General features: G+C 48.0%; 18 protein-coding genes and 1 pseudogene. 8 read left to right on the top strand and 11 right to left on the bottom strand.

What is annotated here, in order from left to right; translation table 11 throughout:
• Positions 1-78: 78 nt before the first annotated feature.
• A complete protein-coding gene (ghoS, locus tag ACJHXA_RS03155) occupies positions 79-369 on the top strand; it encodes a type V toxin-antitoxin system endoribonuclease antitoxin GhoS (RefSeq protein ID WP_000146155.1) in 291 nt (96 codons plus the stop codon).
• Between the two features lie 105 nt (positions 370-474).
• A complete protein-coding gene (locus tag ACJHXA_RS03160) occupies positions 475-1,335 on the top strand; it encodes a fructosamine kinase family protein (protein ID WP_000267654.1) in 861 nt (286 codons plus the stop codon).
• 40 nt (positions 1,336-1,375) lie between these two features.
• On the opposite strand, the gene ACJHXA_RS03165 is transcribed toward ACJHXA_RS03160, so the two are convergent.
• Positions 1,376-1,912 carry a YniB family protein gene (locus ACJHXA_RS03165; RefSeq protein WP_000222172.1) on the bottom strand — a complete coding sequence of 179 codons (537 nt, stop codon included), beginning with the start codon at positions 1,910-1,912 and terminating at the stop codon, positions 1,376-1,378.
• A 146-nt stretch (positions 1,913-2,058) separates the two neighbouring features.
• Between ACJHXA_RS03165 and hxpB the strand changes: the two genes are divergently transcribed.
• From hxpB to tcyP, 3 genes are all read left to right on the top strand, one after another.
• Positions 2,059-2,727 carry a hexitol phosphatase HxpB gene (gene hxpB / locus ACJHXA_RS03170; protein ID WP_000106834.1) on the top strand — a complete coding sequence of 223 codons (669 nt, stop codon included), beginning with the start codon at positions 2,059-2,061 and terminating at the stop codon, positions 2,725-2,727.
• A gap of 162 nt (positions 2,728-2,889) precedes the next feature.
• Positions 2,890-3,480: a metal-dependent hydrolase gene (locus ACJHXA_RS03175; protein WP_001297653.1), complete on the top strand. Its 591-nt coding sequence runs from the start codon at positions 2,890-2,892 to the stop codon at positions 3,478-3,480.
• 132 nt (positions 3,481-3,612) lie between these two features.
• Positions 3,613-5,004, top strand: a complete 1,392-nt coding sequence (gene tcyP, locus ACJHXA_RS03180) for a cystine/sulfocysteine:cation symporter (RefSeq protein ID WP_001010722.1) — start codon at positions 3,613-3,615, stop codon at positions 5,002-5,004.
• 3 nt (positions 5,005-5,007) lie between these two features.
• Here the strand turns inward: tcyP and ACJHXA_RS03185 are convergent.
• Both ACJHXA_RS03185 and cedA read right to left on the bottom strand, forming a co-directional pair.
• Positions 5,008-5,813, bottom strand: a pseudogene (locus ACJHXA_RS03185) (hypothetical protein).
• Between the two features lie 288 nt (positions 5,814-6,101).
• The gene (gene cedA / locus ACJHXA_RS03190) at positions 6,102-6,365 is read right to left on the bottom strand and encodes a cell division activator CedA (RefSeq protein ID WP_001241567.1); all 264 of its coding nucleotides are present in this window, start codon (positions 6,363-6,365) and stop codon (positions 6,102-6,104) included.
• Between the two features lie 182 nt (positions 6,366-6,547).
• On the opposite strand from cedA, the gene katE reads away from it, so the two are divergent.
• Positions 6,548-8,809: a catalase HPII gene (gene katE / locus ACJHXA_RS03195; protein WP_000077844.1), complete on the top strand. Its 2,262-nt coding sequence runs from the start codon at positions 6,548-6,550 to the stop codon at positions 8,807-8,809.
• A gap of 46 nt (positions 8,810-8,855) precedes the next feature.
• Here katE and chbG read toward each other — a convergent pair whose 3' ends face one another.
• The 7 genes from chbG to osmE form a co-directional block, all read right to left on the bottom strand.
• Positions 8,856-9,614 (bottom strand): chitin disaccharide deacetylase, encoded by a 759-nt coding sequence (gene chbG, locus ACJHXA_RS03200; protein ID WP_000440466.1) that lies wholly within the window; start codon positions 9,612-9,614, stop codon positions 8,856-8,858.
• A 12-nt stretch (positions 9,615-9,626) separates the two neighbouring features.
• Positions 9,627-10,979: a 6-phospho-beta-glucosidase gene (gene celF / locus ACJHXA_RS03205; protein ID WP_000078722.1), complete on the bottom strand. Its 1,353-nt coding sequence runs from the start codon at positions 10,977-10,979 to the stop codon at positions 9,627-9,629.
• Between the two features lie 104 nt (positions 10,980-11,083).
• Complete coding sequence (gene chbR, locus ACJHXA_RS03210; RefSeq protein WP_000983653.1) at positions 11,084-11,926, bottom strand: transcriptional regulator ChbR; 843 nt, start codon at positions 11,924-11,926, stop codon at positions 11,084-11,086.
• A 7-nt stretch (positions 11,927-11,933) separates the two neighbouring features.
• Positions 11,934-12,284 carry a PTS N,N'-diacetylchitobiose transporter subunit IIA gene (chbA, locus tag ACJHXA_RS03215; protein ID WP_000968915.1) on the bottom strand — a complete coding sequence of 117 codons (351 nt, stop codon included), beginning with the start codon at positions 12,282-12,284 and terminating at the stop codon, positions 11,934-11,936.
• Between the two features lie 50 nt (positions 12,285-12,334).
• Positions 12,335-13,693, bottom strand: a complete 1,359-nt coding sequence (gene chbC / locus ACJHXA_RS03220; RefSeq protein WP_000073041.1) for a PTS N,N'-diacetylchitobiose transporter subunit IIC — start codon at positions 13,691-13,693, stop codon at positions 12,335-12,337.
• A gap of 84 nt (positions 13,694-13,777) precedes the next feature.
• Positions 13,778-14,098: a PTS N,N'-diacetylchitobiose transporter subunit IIB gene (gene chbB, locus ACJHXA_RS03225; RefSeq protein WP_000412169.1), complete on the bottom strand. Its 321-nt coding sequence runs from the start codon at positions 14,096-14,098 to the stop codon at positions 13,778-13,780.
• Positions 14,099-14,396: 298 nt separating this feature from the next.
• Complete coding sequence (gene osmE, locus ACJHXA_RS03230) at positions 14,397-14,735, bottom strand: osmotically-inducible lipoprotein OsmE (protein WP_001039044.1); 339 nt, start codon at positions 14,733-14,735, stop codon at positions 14,397-14,399.
• Between the two features lie 201 nt (positions 14,736-14,936).
• Between osmE and nadE the strand changes: the two genes are divergently transcribed.
• Entirely contained in the window at positions 14,937-15,764 is an 828-nt protein-coding gene (nadE, locus tag ACJHXA_RS03235) for an ammonia-dependent NAD(+) synthetase (protein WP_000175053.1), read from the top strand.
• 229 nt (positions 15,765-15,993) lie between these two features.
• The gene (cho, locus tag ACJHXA_RS03240; RefSeq protein WP_000252358.1) at positions 15,994-16,881 is read left to right on the top strand and encodes an excinuclease Cho; all 888 of its coding nucleotides are present in this window, start codon (positions 15,994-15,996) and stop codon (positions 16,879-16,881) included.
• On the opposite strand, the gene ves is transcribed toward cho, so the two are convergent.
• Positions 16,841-17,416: an environmental stress-induced protein Ves gene (gene ves / locus ACJHXA_RS03245; protein WP_000455601.1), complete on the bottom strand. Its 576-nt coding sequence runs from the start codon at positions 17,414-17,416 to the stop codon at positions 16,841-16,843. The two genes, cho and ves, sit on opposite strands and share 41 nt — an antisense overlap.
• Positions 17,417-17,443 lie beyond the last annotated feature (27 nt).

The raw sequence follows: 17,443 nt of genomic DNA on the forward strand, positions 1-17,443 counted from the left end.
GGGGAATCACCACCAACCTGTCGGCAACGCGTTTCTCCGACTATGCTCAAAAGTCATGTGATAACAAAGGGGTGAACTATGGCCAGTGGCGATCTTGTCCGTTATGTCATAACCGTCATGTTGCATGAGGATACATTGACTGAAATTAACGAGTTGAATAATTACCTGACTCGCGACGGTTTTTTGCTCACCATGACGGATGATGAGGGAAATATCCATGAGCTGGGGACTAACACTTTTGGACTTATCAGTACCCAAAGTGAAGAAGAAATTAGAGAACTGGTTTCGGGGCTTACCCAAAGTGCAACCGGCAAAGATCCTGAAATCACCATCCCGACCTGGGAGGAATGGAATAGCAACAGAAAATAAATGGTTTTTGGGCAATAATCAGTCTGTGGTGTGCGTTAGCTCGTGTTTTTACACCGCATTCTTGCGCTAACCTTATGATCTGGCAGACAACATGGGAGAGACATCATGTGGCAGGCAATCAGTCGTCTTTTGAGCGAGCAGTTAGGTGAAGGCGAAATCGAACTGCGTAATGAACTGCCTGGCGGAGAAGTCCATGCCGCATGGCATTTGCGCTATGCAGGACATGACTTTTTCGTCAAATGTGATGAAAGGGAACTGCTTCCCGGTTTTACCGCCGAAGCCGACCAACTGGAGTTACTGTCGCGTAGTAAAACCGTCACCGTGCCTAAGGTTTGGGCAGTAGGCGCTGACCGTGACTACAGTTTTCTGGTGATGGATTATCTCCCACCTCGTCCGCTGGATGCGCATAGCGCATTTATTCTTGGTCAGCAAATTGCGCGTTTACATCAATGGAGTGACCAACCACAATTTGGCCTCGATTTTGATAACTCGCTCTCCACAACTCCACAGCCCAACACCTGGCAACGTCGCTGGTCAACGTTTTTTGCTGAACAACGGATTGGCTGGCAGTTGGAACTGGCAGCAGAGAAAGGGATCGCTTTCGGCAATATCGACGCCATCGTCGAGCATATTCAGCAGCGTCTGGCCTCGCATCAACCGCAGCCTTCTCTGTTGCACGGCGATTTATGGTCCGGCAACTGTGCGCTGGGTCCGGATGGCCCGTACATTTTCGACCCTGCCTGCTACTGGGGTGACCGAGAGTGCGACCTGGCGATGTTACCGCTGCATACTGAACAGCCGCCACAAATCTATGACGGCTATCAGTCAGTATCCCCGCTACCTGCCGATTTCCTTGAACGTCAACCGGTTTACCAACTCTACACGCTGTTAAATCGTGCAAGATTATTTGGCGGTCAGCATTTGGTTATTGCTCAGCAGTCATTGGATAGATTATTAGCAGCATGATATGGGTTGAGGATAATGGCCGCTCCGTGCGGCCTTTTGATTAAATAAACCCAAGTAGAGAAAAGAACACATAACCTGCAGCAATACAAATAACCGGCAGGATATATAGTGAGAAAAACTGCAGGAAAATAGTATGGTGCGGAACAACAATACGGGACTCAATTTGTTCACGCGTTAGCCCCTCTTCCCCTTTGGCTTTTTCCAGAATGAGTTGATCTTCAACACCTTCCCGCAAGAAGCGCGCCTGGCGACTCATCCGGGCACCGGAATCCTGCAACGCCAGTCCGACAAAAATCAGGATGAAAATCACCCAGAACATAACGTTCACGCCACCATTAAAATTAGGGGTCGGGGAGTTATACCAGAACAGATTCAAAAAAGGCGTATTCGCCTGCATCATATCGATCATGACATGAGTAAAGTCGAGCATGACCGCATTAATGCCTTCCTGGTTTTCCTGCCGGGTATTCATAAATTTCAGCAAAGAAATCAATGTAGAGATCAATGCAGGTATAAAAATCACCCAACCCAAAATCCTTTTCAAAACAGCAATGCGTCCAGCTTGTTGATACGTCATGAGTTCTCCTTGATTAAGACGCGTCGTTTCACTTAGTTTACCTGTAGATATCTGTTTTCGCCCATTCTTTAAAGGCGATATGATAGGCGCTTAATCATAAGCACGGCTTAATACCTTACACATAATGCTCTAAAGGAGAGGTTGTAATGTCAACCCCGCGTCAGATTCTTGCTGCAATTTTTGATATGGATGGATTACTTATCGACTCAGAACCTTTATGGGATCGAGCCGAACTGGATGTGATGGCAAGCCTGGGGGTGGATATCTCCCGTCGTAACGAGCTGCCGGACACCTTAGGTTTACGCATCGATATGGTGGTCGATCTTTGGTACGCCCGGCAACCGTGGAATGGGCCAAGCCGTCAGGAAGTAGTAGAACGGGTTATTGCCCGTGCCATTTCACTGGTTGAAGAGACACGTCCATTATTACCAGGCGTGCGCGAAGCTGTTGCGTTATGCAAAGAACAAGGTTTATTGGTGGGACTGGCCTCCGCGTCACCACTACATATGCTGGAAAAAGTGTTGACCATGTTTGACTTACGCGACAGTTTCGATGCCCTCGCCTCGGCTGAAAAACTGCCTTACAGCAAGCCGCATCCGCAAGTATATCTCGACTGCGCAGCAAAACTGGGCGTTGACCCACTGACCTGCGTGGCGCTGGAAGACTCGGTAAATGGCATGATCGCTTCTAAAGCAGCCCGCATGCGTTCCATCGTCGTTCCTGCGCCAGAAGCGCAAAATGATCCACGTTTTGTATTAGCAAACGTCAAACTCTCATCGCTGACAGAACTCACCGCAAAAGACCTTCTCGGTTAATGACCAGGGGCAGTGATCACGCTGCCCCTGGTTCTTTATCTGAATTTGCATTCAACTGACGGATTAATCGTCAATTTAAGAGAAAGAGTTACACCGTCACCACTTCCGTGCACTGTATAAAAATCCTATACTGTACGTATCGACAGTTTAGTGAGTTTTATCATGACGGCGGAAGGTCACCTTCTCTTTTCTATTGCTTGTGCGGTATTTGCCAAAAATGCCGAGCTGACGCCCGTGCTGGCACAGGGTGACTGGTGGCATATTGTCCCTTCCGCAATCCTGACGTGTTTGTTACCGGACATCGATCACCCAAAGTCGTTTCTTGGGCAGCGATTAAAATGGATATCAAAACCGATCGCCCGCGCTTTTGGGCATCGTGGTTTTACCCACAGTCTGCTGGCGGTATTTGCGCTGCTGGCAACCTTTTACCTTAAGGTTCCGGAAGGCTGGTTCATTCCGGCTGATGCGCTACAAGGAATGGTGCTGGGTTATTTGAGCCACATACTTGCCGATATGCTGACACCCGCCGGTGTTCCCCTGCTCTGGCCATGCCGCTGGCGTTTCCGCTTGCCTATCCTGGTTCCCCAAAAGGGCAACCAACTGGAACGTTTTATCTGCATGGCATTATTTGTCTGGTCGGTATGGATGCCCCATTCATTACCCGAGAACAGCGCTGTTCGTTGGTCATCGCAAATGATCAATACCTTGCAGATCCAGTTTCATCGGCTTATTAAGCATCAGGTTGAATACTAAAAAGGCAAAAATCACCTTTCTGGAATAAGCAATTCCATTTGAATATAAGAGCCAGCTCACAGTTCTGTTAATCTTGCGCCAACACTATGACTGCTACGCAGTGATAGAAATAATAAGATCAGGAGAACGGGGATGAACTTTCCATTAATTGCGAACATCGTGGTGTTCGTTGTACTGCTGTTTGCGCTGGCTCAGACCCGCCATAAACAGTGGAGTCTGGCGAAAAAAGTGCTGGTGGGTCTGGTGATGGGTGTGGTTTTTGGCCTTGCCCTGCATACCATTTATGGTTCTGACAGCCAGGTACTTAAAGATTCTGTACAGTGGTTTAACATCGTTGGTAACGGCTATGTTCAACTGCTGCAAATGATCGTTATGCCGTTAGTCTTCGCCTCTATTCTGAGCGCGGTTGCCCGTCTGCATAACGCATCTCAGTTAGGCAAAATCAGTTTTCTGACCATCGGTACGCTTTTGTTTACCACGCTGATTGCGGCGCTGGTCGGTGTGCTGGTCACCAACCTGTTTGGTTTGACGGCTGAAGGTCTGGTTCAGGGTGGTGCAGAAACTGCACGTCTGAACGCCATTGAAAGTAACTATGTTGGTAAAGTCTCTGATCTGAGCGTTCCGCAGCTGGTCTTGTCCTTTATCCCGAAAAACCCGTTTGCCGATCTTACCGGAGCCAATCCGACGTCAATTATCAGCGTGGTAATTTTTGCCACATTCCTCGGCGTAGCTGCATTGAAACTGCTGAAGGATGATGCGCCGAAAGGTGAACGCGTCTTAGCCGCTATCGATACCCTACAAAGCTGGGTGATGAAACTGGTTCGCCTTGTCATGCAGTTGACCCCTTACGGCGTTCTGGCTCTAATGACCAAAGTGGTTGCAGGTTCTAACTTGCAAGACATCATCAAACTGGGAAGTTTCGTTGTCGCGTCCTACCTCGGTCTGCTGATTATGTTTGCAGTGCATGGCATTCTGCTGGGCATTAATGGCGTGAGTCCGCTGAAGTACTTCCGTAAGGTATGGCCTGTGCTGACGTTTGCCTTTACCAGCCGTTCCAGTGCTGCGTCTATCCCACTGAATGTGGAAGCACAAACGCGTCGTCTGGGCGTTCCTGAATCCATCGCCAGTTTCGCCGCCTCTTTCGGTGCAACCATTGGTCAGAACGGCTGCGCCGGTTTGTATCCGGCAATGCTGGCGGTGATGGTTGCGCCTACGGTTGGCATTAACCCGCTGGACCCGATGTGGATTGCGACGCTGGTCGGTATTGTTACCGTTAGTTCCGCAGGCGTTGCCGGTGTCGGTGGTGGTGCAACTTTCGCCGCACTGATTGTGCTGCCTGCGATGGGCCTGCCAGTAACCCTGGTGGCGCTGTTAATCTCCGTTGAACCGCTTATCGACATGGGCCGTACGGCGCTAAACGTTAGTGGCTCGATGACAGCTGGCACGCTGACCAGCCAGTGGCTGAAGCAAACCGATAAAGCCATTCTGGATAGCGAAGACGACGCCGAACTGGCACACCGTTAATTCTTATGCTGGCAACGGTCCGTTTTGTATAGGGGCCGTTGCTTTACTTTTTAAATGTTCCATCGCGGCGATGCATACTGACTCATATTTAAACAGATCGTCAGCGAAAAAAATGTCCAACTTATCAATACATTCCTGGCTCAATGAATGTGCCTGTAGTGAGAAGCTTAAAACCTCATACCCGAGACGTTTTCTAAGTGAACTATCTGGAATACTCATAATATCTTCAAGCACACCACTTCCCATTCCCGGAAGATTTAGTGGATTAAAAAGAAGATTGATATTAAGCATTGATATTATCGAAGGAAACTTTAGGAGACTCTCATTTTTTTTTGAATCGCAGCAAAAATGCTCCCGGCAGGATGTATATAATTTTTTTCATAGTATATAGTCCTTAAATAATGAATAACCAAACTATTTTTTATATTGATCAAATTCGTCATTTTTTCGGGTCAGAATTCACAGGTAAAATCCATCCCAACAAAATTCTCATTAATATCTCTTATCCGAAACTCACTGCCATAAAGATTATTAATTATCACTCTATATTTAACATTGTCCTGCAGATACGTATCAAAACTAAGTGCTGGCGCTCCTGGCTTTGAGGCATCATAGTTAATGTTAGACATATAGGCAATCATACGATTGAAGTTCGACTCTGCTATTTCATCGCAGTCACATTGACCCGTTGATATAAAGAAAGTGAGTGCCGCCATGGTAGACTCAAGCCTTTCTTTAAAAGAGTCGAAAGCCAGGCTTTTAATATTTAAATCACCATAATTACTCTGTATTAAGTTTGTAGAAAACATCTCCCGCCCCATATTGTTAACAAAATTATTATCTCATTTAAATCTAAGTCACTTACAATATAAGTTTAAGAGCGACGCCACAGGATGAACTATCAAAAATAGCTCATCATGATTAGCAAAACTTAACCATTTTAAAATAAATAAACAATTAAAGAAAAAAGATCACTTATTTATAGCAATAGCTCGTCAAAGGCAGCTTTTTGTTACAGGTGGTTTGAATGAATGTAGCAACGAAATGCAGAATTTCAGGTCATGTAACTCCCGGCAAAACCGGGAGGTATGTAATCCTTACTCAGTCACTTCCCCTTCCTGGCGGATCTGATTTGCCCAACGTTGGGCAGATTCAGGCACAGTAAACGCCGGTGAGCGCAGAAATGACTCTCCCATCAGTACAAACGCAACATATTTGCTACGCAGCATCCAGACATCACGAAACGAATCCATCTTTATCGCATGTTCTGGCGGCGCGGGTTCCGTGCGTGGGACATAGCTAATAATCTGGCGGTTTTGCTGGCGGAGCGGTTTCTTCATTACTGGCTTCACTAAACGCATATTAAAAATTAGAAAAACTGTAGTTTAGCCGATTTAGCCCCTGTACGTCCCGCTTTGCGTGTATTTCATAACACCGTTTCCAGAATAGTCTCCGAAGCGGGATCTGGCTGGTGATCTATAGTTAGAGAGTTTTTTGACCAAAACAGCGGCCCTTTCAGTAATAAATTAAGGAGACGAGTTCAATGTCGCAACATAACGAAAAGAACCCACATCAGCACCAGTCACCACTACACGATTCCAGCGAAGCGAAACCGGGGATGGACTCACTGGCACCTGAGGACGGATCTCATCGTCCAGCGGCTGAACCAACACCGCCAGGTGCACAACCTACCGCCCCTGGGAGCCTGAAAGCCCCTGATACACGTAACGAAAAACTTAATTCTCTGGAAGACGTACGCAAAGGCAGTGAAAATTATGCGCTGACCACTAATCAGGGCGTGCGCATCGCCGATGATCAAAACTCACTGCGTGCCGGTAACCGTGGTCCAACGCTGCTGGAAGATTTTATTCTGCGCGAGAAAATCACCCACTTTGACCATGAGCGCATCCCGGAACGTATTGTTCATGCACGCGGATCAGCAGCTCACGGTTATTTCCAGCCATATAAAAGCTTAAGCGATATCACCAAAGCGGATTTCCTCTCAGATCCGAACAAAATCACCCCAGTATTTGTTAGGTTCTCTACCGTTCAGGGTGGCGCTGGCTCTGCCGATACCGTGCGTGATATCCGTGGTTTTGCCACCAAGTTCTATACTGAAGAGGGTATTTTTGACCTCGTTGGCAATAACACGCCAATCTTCTTTATCCAGGATGCGCATAAATTCCCCGATTTTGTTCATGCGGTAAAACCAGAACCACACTGGGCAATTCCACAAGGGCAAAGCGCCCACGATACTTTCTGGGATTATGTTTCTCTGCAACCTGAAACTCTGCACAACGTGATGTGGGCGATGTCGGATCGCGGCATCCCCCGCAGTTACCGCACCATGGAAGGCTTCGGTATTCACACCTTCCGCCTGATTAATGCCGAAGGGAAGGCAACGTTTGTACGTTTCCACTGGAAACCACTGGCAGGTAAAGCCTCACTCGTTTGGGATGAAGCACAAAAACTCACCGGACGTGACCCGGACTTCCACCGCCGCGAGTTGTGGGAAGCCATTGAAGCAGGCGATTTTCCGGAATACGAACTGGGCTTCCAGTTGATTCCTGAAGAAGATGAATTCAAGTTCGACTTCGATCTTCTCGATCCAACCAAACTGATCCCGGAAGAACTGGTGCCCGTTCAGCGTGTCGGCAAAATGGTGCTCAATCGCAATCCGGATAACTTCTTTGCCGAAAACGAACAAGCAGCATTCCATCCAGGTCATATTGTTCCTGGTCTGGACTTCACCAACGATCCGCTGTTGCAGGGACGTTTGTTCTCCTATACCGATACACAAATCAGTCGTCTTGGTGGGCCGAATTTCCATGAGATTCCGATTAACCGTCCGACCTGCCCTTACCACAACTTCCAGCGTGATGGCATGCATCGTATGGGGATCGACACTAACCCGGCGAATTACGAACCGAACTCGATCAACGATAACTGGCCGCGCGAAACACCGCCGGGACCGAAACGCGGCGGTTTTGAATCATATCAGGAACGCGTGGAAGGAAATAAAGTTCGTGAGCGCAGTCCATCGTTTGGCGAATATTATTCCCATCCGCATCTGTTCTGGCTAAGTCAGACGCCATTCGAGCAGCGCCATATTGTCGATGGTTTCAGTTTTGAGTTAAGCAAAGTCGTTCGTCCGTATATTCGTGAGCGCGTTGTTGACCAGCTGGCGCATATTGATCTCACTCTGGCCCAGGCGGTGGCGAAAAATCTCGGTATCGAACTGACTGACGACCAGCTGAATATCACCCCACCTCCGGACGTCAACGGTCTGAAAAAGGATCCATCCTTAAGTTTGTACGCCATTCCTGACGGTGATGTGAAAGGTCGCGTGGTAGCGATTTTACTTAATGATGAAGTGAGATCGGCAGACCTTCTGGCCATTCTCAAGGCCCTGAAGGCCAAAGGCGTTCATGCCAAACTGCTCTACTCCCGAATGGGTGAAGTGACTGCGGATGACGGTACGGTGTTGCCTATAGCCGCTACCTTTGCCGGTGCACCTTCGCTGACGGTCGATGCGGTCATTGTCCCTTGCGGCAATATCGCGGATATCGCTGACAACGGCGATGCCAACTACTACCTGATGGAAGCCTACAAACACCTTAAACCGATTGCGCTGGCGGGAGACGCGCGCAAGTTTAAAGCAACAATCAAGGTCGCTGACCAGGGTGAAGAAGGGATTGTGGAAGCTGACAGCGCTGACGGTAGTTTTATGGATGAACTGCTAACGCTGATGGCAGCACACCGCGTGTGGTCACGCATTCCTAAGATTGACAAAATTCCGGCGTAAATATGGATAAGGTCACGTCCCCTGGGGAGTGACCTTACCACCTTACTTACACATCAAGATAACTACCCAACCGATAACCACGCTCAGCAATTGCATATTTCAACGACGCTGATGTCAGCACTTCCAGCTCCGTTAACCGTGGGAAACAGTAAGCACTCTTGCGAATCAAATTATCGACAAACGCCGGATGGCACATGACTTCCAGCGAGCGTTCCCTGCGATGGCTGGAATCATCCAGCACTTGCAGGAACAGTGCCTCGCTAATCTCTTCACCATAAAACGCGCTACTGAATCCCTGCGAACTGCGCAGATTAGCCGGTAAATCACCAGCGTTAGATAGCGGCTGACGGTCGATGCGCAACGCAATCCCCTCTTCAGCCGCAAACCTGACAACAATCGGGAAAATCTGCGGGAACATATGCACATGATGATGGCTATCAAGATGCGTAGGTTTGCGTCCAAATAGCTCAATGAAACGCAAATACTGACTGGCAAGCTCCTGAGTAATTTCTTCCAGCGGTAAAGCATCTTCTTCTGCCAACTGCCAGATCCATTTTCCCAGCACACCATCGCGGGTTAACCCCGGCATAGCTGTCAGTGGCTTGCCCATAGTAAGGACAAAGTGCATCCCTATGGCCAGACTCGGTTCATCACGACTCAACTGCACCGCATGGTCAATAGCCTGCCCATTCACCAGCGCCGTCGTCGATGTGACAATCCCATTGCGACAGGCCTCGATAATGCCGTAGTTCTGACCTTTGCTTAAGCCAAAATCATCGGCATTAACAATCAGTAAGCGTTCCATAATCAGCCTCGGTTAATGTGCTTTTTTAAGCTCTGCGATGCAGTCGGCAAAATTTGGCAGCCATTTCTCGTGCGCCAGAATCATCTCGCGTGCCAGCAGCTCAGCATCGCGATCGGAATGCACCAACGGACTAAGGTTTAGCGCCAGTAACACATCGTTAAATTCTCCGCTAAGTGCGGCGTTGCTGGCAGCAATCTCGAAGCCTTTAATGGTGTGAATCAGCCCCATCACTTTATCATCGAAATGCGTAATGCGCGGATGTGGCGTCGCGCCATCGCGCCCCAGCTTACAGGTCATTTCTACCGCCCAGTCTGCCGGAATATTATCAATATGCCCATGATGCGGGATATTAACGTAATGTTCAGCTTGCTTGTCGTTGTAGATAGCGTTGATCACTTCGCACGCTGCATCAGAGTAATAAGCCCCACCGCGCTGTTCCAGTTCTTTCGGCTTAACTTTCAACTCCGGATTTTTATACAGCTCAAAAAGTTGTTTCTCGACTTTCTGTACTACCTGTGCTCGTGCGCCGCCTTTGTAGTATTCGCCCATTTCAATAGCCAGCATCTCTTTCTGCTTGAAGTAATACAGCAGATAAGAACATGGCAGCAGATTTAACGAACGAATTAAGCCCTCACTAAATGGCAGATCGAAAATATTTTTTACAGAGGACGCTTTTAACTGCCCTGACGCCACACCATCAAGCAATTCGGCAAAGCGCGACTTGCCATTTACCAGCACATCCTTAATGAACACCATATGGTTGAGGCCGAACAGATCGATAGATAAATCATCGCTGTCTTTCAGCATCAGAACATCGCGAATAAACATCTTCATGCCGATCGGAATATTACACACGCCGATAAAGCGTTTAAATCCGGTATGACGATAAACGGCTTCAGTGACCATTCCCGCCGGGTTAGTGAAGTTAATCACCCATGCATTCGGACAAAGTTCTTCGACATCTTTTACGATGTCAAAAATCACCGGAATGGTACGCAGACCTTTAAACAGACCGCCCGCGCCGTTGGTTTCCTGACCAAGATAACCATGACTTAATGGAATACGTTCATCCAGTTCGCGCGCCGGTAATTGGCCTACGCGCAGTTGGGTAGTAACGAAATCAGCATCTTTCAATGCTTCGCGGCGATCCAGCGTTTTATAAAGCTTCATCGGGACGCCAGCGTTATCAATCATCCGTTGGCAGAGTTCAAAAATGATATCCAGTTTCTCTTTACCATCTTCGACATCCACCAGCCATAATTCGCTGACCGGCAATTCGTGATAACGCTTAATAAATCCTTCCAGTAACTCCGGGGTATAGCTGCTCCCGCCACCAATAGTGACGACTTTTAATTTCTGGCTCATAATTTCTCCCTTCAGTACAGAATACTGATATCTGGCATATCTGCCCCCCCGGACATAAATAATCCAGCAACAGTACAGATATGTGAATTGTCAGGTATAACGACTTACTGATTAAATTCAGTCAATTTCTTACGATAGCTCTTAGGCGTAAAGGACGTTAATTTCTTAAACGTTTTAATAAACAAACTCGGGCTACTATAACCGGCCTCAAACGCAATATCCGTCACGGAATAGTTGGTCATTTCCAGTTGTTTTTTGGCAAAATTAATACGGATCTCATTAATAATCTGCATTGGTGTTTTGCCATAATATCGTTGAGTCGCTCGCGTCAAATATTCCTGTGATTTGGCTGACAACGTCACCATATTCTCCAGCGCCGATTCACTAAACTGCTCTTTATCATGCATCTTTTCTACCGTACTTTTCAGCCACTGCGGTACATCATCAATCACCTGTTCTTCGCGGTAATGACGTAAACGGTTAATGACATAAAAAGTAACCATCTCAACAAACTCTTCCAGCCCTGTTTCGCGGAAATTCAATGAAGAAATCACTGTTTCCACATAGGTGAGAAAAGCGTTATTGGTCCGGTATACCTGCGAAGCGACAAAGCAATAAGGCAACAACGGCAGGTAATGCTGCTCAAAAAAGCGTTTACTGATCCCAACGTTCAATATACGCGTGGCACCAAACTCATAAAAACTTTGATGGTGCGAACCTAACGGAATAAAAACAAAATCGCCCCGTTCCAGTAACACGCGCTTACCGTTAATCTCCTGGAAATAACGCCCGGTTAATACCAGAGTAAATTCATAATAGTCGTGCTGATGCAGCCCGCTGATACTCTCAGTTTTGTTATAGATAAACACATGGAAGTTTTTGCCATTAAACAACTGCTGTTCTCGGGCAGTGGCAATTTCCGGCGCGTTAATCACTGGCTGCATCATCGACTCCTTATGCCTTCAGTTTTTCATGAAGCTCAATTAATTCAGTAATCAGTTCACGCGCAAGCATGGACGTCATTAAATGATCCTGAGCGTGGACCAGCACCAGACTCACTTTAATCTTACCTTCGCCCGCATCGCCTTCAATCAGTTTCGTCTGTACCAGATGCGCTTCATTCAATGCCATCCGTGACTGATCCATCATGGCTTTTGCTGCAGCAAAATCGCCCTGCTTCGCCTGTTTCAGTGCCGCATACGCCAGGCTGCGCGCTTGTCCGGAGTTGATGATAAGCCCCATCACCACTTCTTCCAGCTCTTCAGCTTCTGTTTGCGTATCAGGAATATTATCGAGATCCATCATACATCGTTCCTCTCTCTTCTTACCGGCACGATTACCCGTACCGGCATCGATTAAAATTTCAGGGCGTTAGCGATATCTTCTTCGCTTTCTTCTTTATCAATCGCATTTTGTGCTTTGTTAGCCACCACAACAAAGGGCAGATAAATTAACGTTGCGATGCCAAGGTTGAAGAGTGCGACCAGCAATGCGGCGACGCTACCGTTGGTGTTAAAGAAGGCTCCCAGACCGGTTGGCATGGTCCACGGTGCAATATTGGTCACCGGAGGAATAATGCCCATGTAGTACGCTGCGAGGGTGATTGCCGCCAGAATCGGTTGTACCAGTACAAACGGGATAAACATCACCGGGTTCATGATAATTGGCAGACCAAACAGAATCGGTTCGTTAATCTGGAAGATGCCGGACGGCAGCGCCAGTTTTGCCACCTGACGATAATCAGCACGGCGAGATGCGATAAAGATAGCCAGGATCAGGCCTAAAGTCGCACCACTGCCACCGAGGAAAATAAAGGAGTCCAGCATCGGCTTGGCCCAGATATGGAAGGTCTTACCGGCTGCCAGCGCCGCTTCGACGGAACCATATTGCTGATAGGTCGCGATATTTTCCAGCGCCCACGGCGTCATAATGCCGTTGTCCAGTGCGGTCAGCGCCAGCGCGCCATGAATACCGAAGAACCAGAGCAGTGGAACAAAGATCACATAGGCCCAGCCCACCACGCTACCCAACGATGCCAGTGGGGTTGAGATGGTATCCATAATGATCTGATGGAAGTTGGTGCCCCAGGTATTCAACGCCCAGGCAATAATCCCCATCACGGAAAGAATAATAAAGCCGGGAATTAATGCCGAGAAGGAACGCGATACTGAAGCAGGTACGCTGTCGGGCAGTTTAATGACCCAATTGCGGCGGACAATAAAGGTAAACATTTCTGCCACCACCAGGCCAATAATAATCCCGGAGATGATATTCGCCCCACCTAACCAGTTTGCGCCAACCGCATAGGCCTCACCGACACTATATGGGGTGACGGTCATAAATGCTGCAACGGATAACAACCCGGCCGCCAGCGCATCGACTTTACGCTCTTCTGCCAGCGCCATGCCAATAAAGAACGGTGCCATTAAAGACATTATCCCTAATGTTCCGTTATATACGTTGCCGCCAATACCTTTCAGACCATTAAGTGTTTCAATGGTTGAGGCGTCGAGGCGAATACCTAAGGAATAAAAAAACGACCCCTCCCCAAAGCTTAGAAAAACGTTGTTAATTAATACAAACATGGCCCCCGCAAGGGTTAACGGCATTAAGCGAATAAAGCCATTTTTGATTGCATTAACGTGTGGCTGCTTTCCTATTTTAACTGCAAAAGGGAGGAGTACCTTTTCAAGCGATGCAATAACATTACTCATAGAAAAATACCCTTAAAAACCGCAATTTAAATATTGCGGTATTGATTTATGAAATAACTCTTTGACGGGAAAATTTAAAATAAATTAATTTGCTGCGGCTTTTTTAATCGCTGCAACCGCAGCCTTAAGCACGCCTAAACCATCGACTTTGCCATAAAGCAGCGAGTCAATTACTTCAACCGGTTTGTTGGGTAACAAACGCTGGATTTCGGGCAACATATAAGCAATCTGCGGCCCTAATAACACGACATCGGCATTCTGACCTTTTTCACCAGCCAGTGTTTCCGGAAATGCTTCAATAATGACCGGAACTTCATATTTTTCTGCCTGTGCGCGCATTTTTGATACCAGTAAAGAGGTAGACATGCCCGCAGAACAAAACAGATAAATGTGTTTCTTTTCCATAAAACTGCCCTCATCGACGATTATCTGTCAGCCAGACACTCCGCAAGCCTTAACCTGCTTCCATGCTCTGGGTAACTTGCGAAACCAACATGACTTTTTTTGTGGCTGAAAGGAGTATACGGTATAGACCTGAGCAATAGTATTTCTTTGACCTTGTAAATTGTCTCTCCTTGACCTGCGGTTATGACCCTCTTCACATTTCGGGCAAATAATTCGCGAAGATAATTAAGAACTCAGGCCAAAAAAAACCGGCGCAATGGCCGGTTTCCGTTGTTACTCAAGCTTTCAGACGAAGTGATTACTTCGCAGCCTGTGGATCAGTGTCGTATTCAGCACAGGTCTGATAACCGGAGTTGATGACATGTCCGGTATCATCTAACGCGACAAAGTAGGTTTCTGCTTTACCATCACGTTGACCCAGAATGTAGGTCTGGCAAGTACCACGAGCATGGATCATGCTCACTTCAGACGAAGGTTTACCCGCAATTTGTGCAACCTGCGCCCGGCTCATGCCTTTTTTGACGTCTTTCACCACAGGCTGTACAAACTGGTCTTTGGTACGATCATAAGCCGTACAACCCGCCAGCATGGTTAATACCGCCGCTGCACTCAGAATTCCTGCCATATTCTTGTTCATATTCCGTCCTCTTGTTTATCAGCGTGTTAGATAAGCCTGGAATACATTGGGCGCTTTTTCAAGCCCGTGAACGAAACGGCTCCGCTTTCAGAGGATTCCTGTATGACGTTTTAACCACCATTCAGCCCGCTGTCGCTTGTCGTTTCAGTAGCAACGGGTTAGCTTTAAGGAAGTTTTGTCTTTTCTGTCTGGAGGGGTTCAATGACATTGCAACAACAAATAATAAAGGCGCTGGGCGCAAAACCGCAGATTAATGCCGAAGAGGAAATTCGTCGTAGTGTCGATTTTCTGAAAAGCTACCTGCGAACTTATCCGTTCATTAAATCACTGGTGCTCGGGATCAGCGGCGGTCAGGACTCCACGCTTGCCGGTAAGCTGTGCCAGATGGCGATTAATGAGCTGCGCCAGGAAACCGGCAACGAATCACTGCAATTTATTGCCGTACGCCTGCCCTATGGTGTTCAGGCCGACGAACAAGATTGCCAGGATGCCATTGCCTTTATTCAACCGGATCGCGTATTAACCGTTAATATCAAGGGCGCGGTATTGGCTAGCGAGCAGGCATTGCGGGAAGCAGGCATTGAACTGAGCGATTTTGTCCGTGGCAATGAAAAAGCGCGTGAGCGGATGAAAGCACAATATAGCATTGCGGGTATGACCAGCGGTGTCGTGGTGGGCACCGATCATGCAGCAGAAGCCATTACCGGATTCTTCACTAAATATGGTGACGGCGGTACGGATATTAATCCGCTGTATCGTCTCAACAAACGCCAGGGTAAACAGTTGCTGACGGCATTAGGTTGCCCGGAACACCTTTATAAGAAAGCCCCAACGGCCGATCTGGAAGATGATCGCCCTTCTCTGCCAGATGAAGTGGCACTCGGCGTGACCTATGACAATATCGACGACTATCTGGAAGGGAAAAACGTACCTGAACAGGTCGCCAGAACAATAGAGAACTGGTATCTGAAAACCGAACATAAACGCCGTCCGCCAATTACCGTTTTCGATGATTTCTGGAAAAAGTAATAATTTGCACATAATGGTTTGTGCGAAAAAGAGTAATTTGTTCACGCCGGATGCGGCGTGAACGCCTTATTCGACCTACAAAACTATGCAAATTCAATATATTGCAGGAGTCGAATAGGCCTGACAGGCGTAGCACGTCAGACGGTGTAACCTTTGTCATCGACCCGCCTCTTTTTTAATCGCTTCCCGCCTGTTACACTGGATAGATAACCAGCATTCGGAGTCAACAGTGGTACGGCGTTTAACTTCTCCGCGGCTCGAATTTGAAGCTGCGGCAATTTATGAATATCCCGAACATTTACGTTCATTCCTTAATGACTTACCCACCCGACCAGGGGTGTATCTGTTTCATGGCGAAAGTGACACCATGCCGCTCTATATCGGCAAAAGCATTAACATCCGCAGCCGCGTCCTTTCTCATTTACGTACCCCGGATGAAGCCGCCATGCTACGGCAATCCCGACGCATCAGCTGGATCTGCACCGCAGGCGAAATCGGCGCTCTGCTCCTTGAAGCGCGATTAATCAAAGAACAACAGCCGCTGTTTAATAAACGGTTGCGCCGCAATCGCCAGCTCTGTGCCCTGCAATTAAATGAAAAGCGCGTCGATGTGGTGTATGCCAAAGAGGTGGATTTTTCACGAGCCCCCAACCTGTTTGGCCTGTTTGCCAATAGGCGCGCAGCTTTGCAAGCATTGCAGAGCATCGCTGATGAACAAAAACTTTGTTATGGCCTGTTGGGACTGGAACCGTTAAGTCGCGGTCGTGCATGTTTTCGTTCAGCGCTAAAACGTTGCGCCGGAGCATGCTGCGGTAAAGAGAGCCATGAGGAACATGCGCTACGCTTGCGCCAGTCTCTGGAGCGTTTGCGGGTGGTGTGTTGGCCTTGGCAAGGTGCGGTGGCACTGAAAGAACAGCACCCGGAAATGACTCAATATCATATTATTCAAAACTGGCTGTGGCTGGGGGCGGTTAATTCGCTGGAAGAAGCGACAACGTTAATTCGGACACCCGCCGGGTTTGATCACGACGGTTATAAAATTCTTTGTAAGCCGCTGCTTTCCGGTAACTATGAAATTACTGAACTTGATCCGGCGAATGACCAGCGAGCCAGTTGATTTCACTGAACAACAGTTTACCTTGCGGTTGTAAAAGCCGCAGGGTGTGCCTGCCATCGAACCAGCACGCGCCCTGGTCGGTAGTGAGCAATTTATCGCCCAGTTGCCACGCCCCGTTAATCACAAACACCACCCCGCCGCGTGAGCCAAAGGTAGTAAACGTACGTTCGGCAATTCTGACTTTCGCCTTACAGACATCCAGGCGTGTCATGATGTTGAAATCCATCGACATCTGCCCTGCCGTCAGTTTCGCTTTTACCACCTGGTCCGCCGCAAAGGCAAAAGGCTGTAACGGTTTTAAGGTATGGTTAAAGCGGTCTGCGCTTTCAAGGAACATCTCGCCGCCTTCCAGCAACGTCACTATCCTTTCCATGCCGGGAAACAAAGAAAACTCCCCATTCGCCGCGATGGATGCAATGCTGGCACGCCAGTAAAAATCACGTTTTGCCGGTGGGAAAGTGCAAATTTCGCGCGTTTCACCGGCAGCGTTTCGCCACAGATTCACCGACATTTTACGCATATCAAAGTATTCCATACTCGCTCCCGGCCCGTTCTTTTCATT

It is taken from the genome of Escherichia sp. WS33, assembly GCF_046486385.1.
Taxonomy (GTDB): Bacteria; Pseudomonadota; Gammaproteobacteria; order Enterobacterales; family Enterobacteriaceae; genus ECMA0423.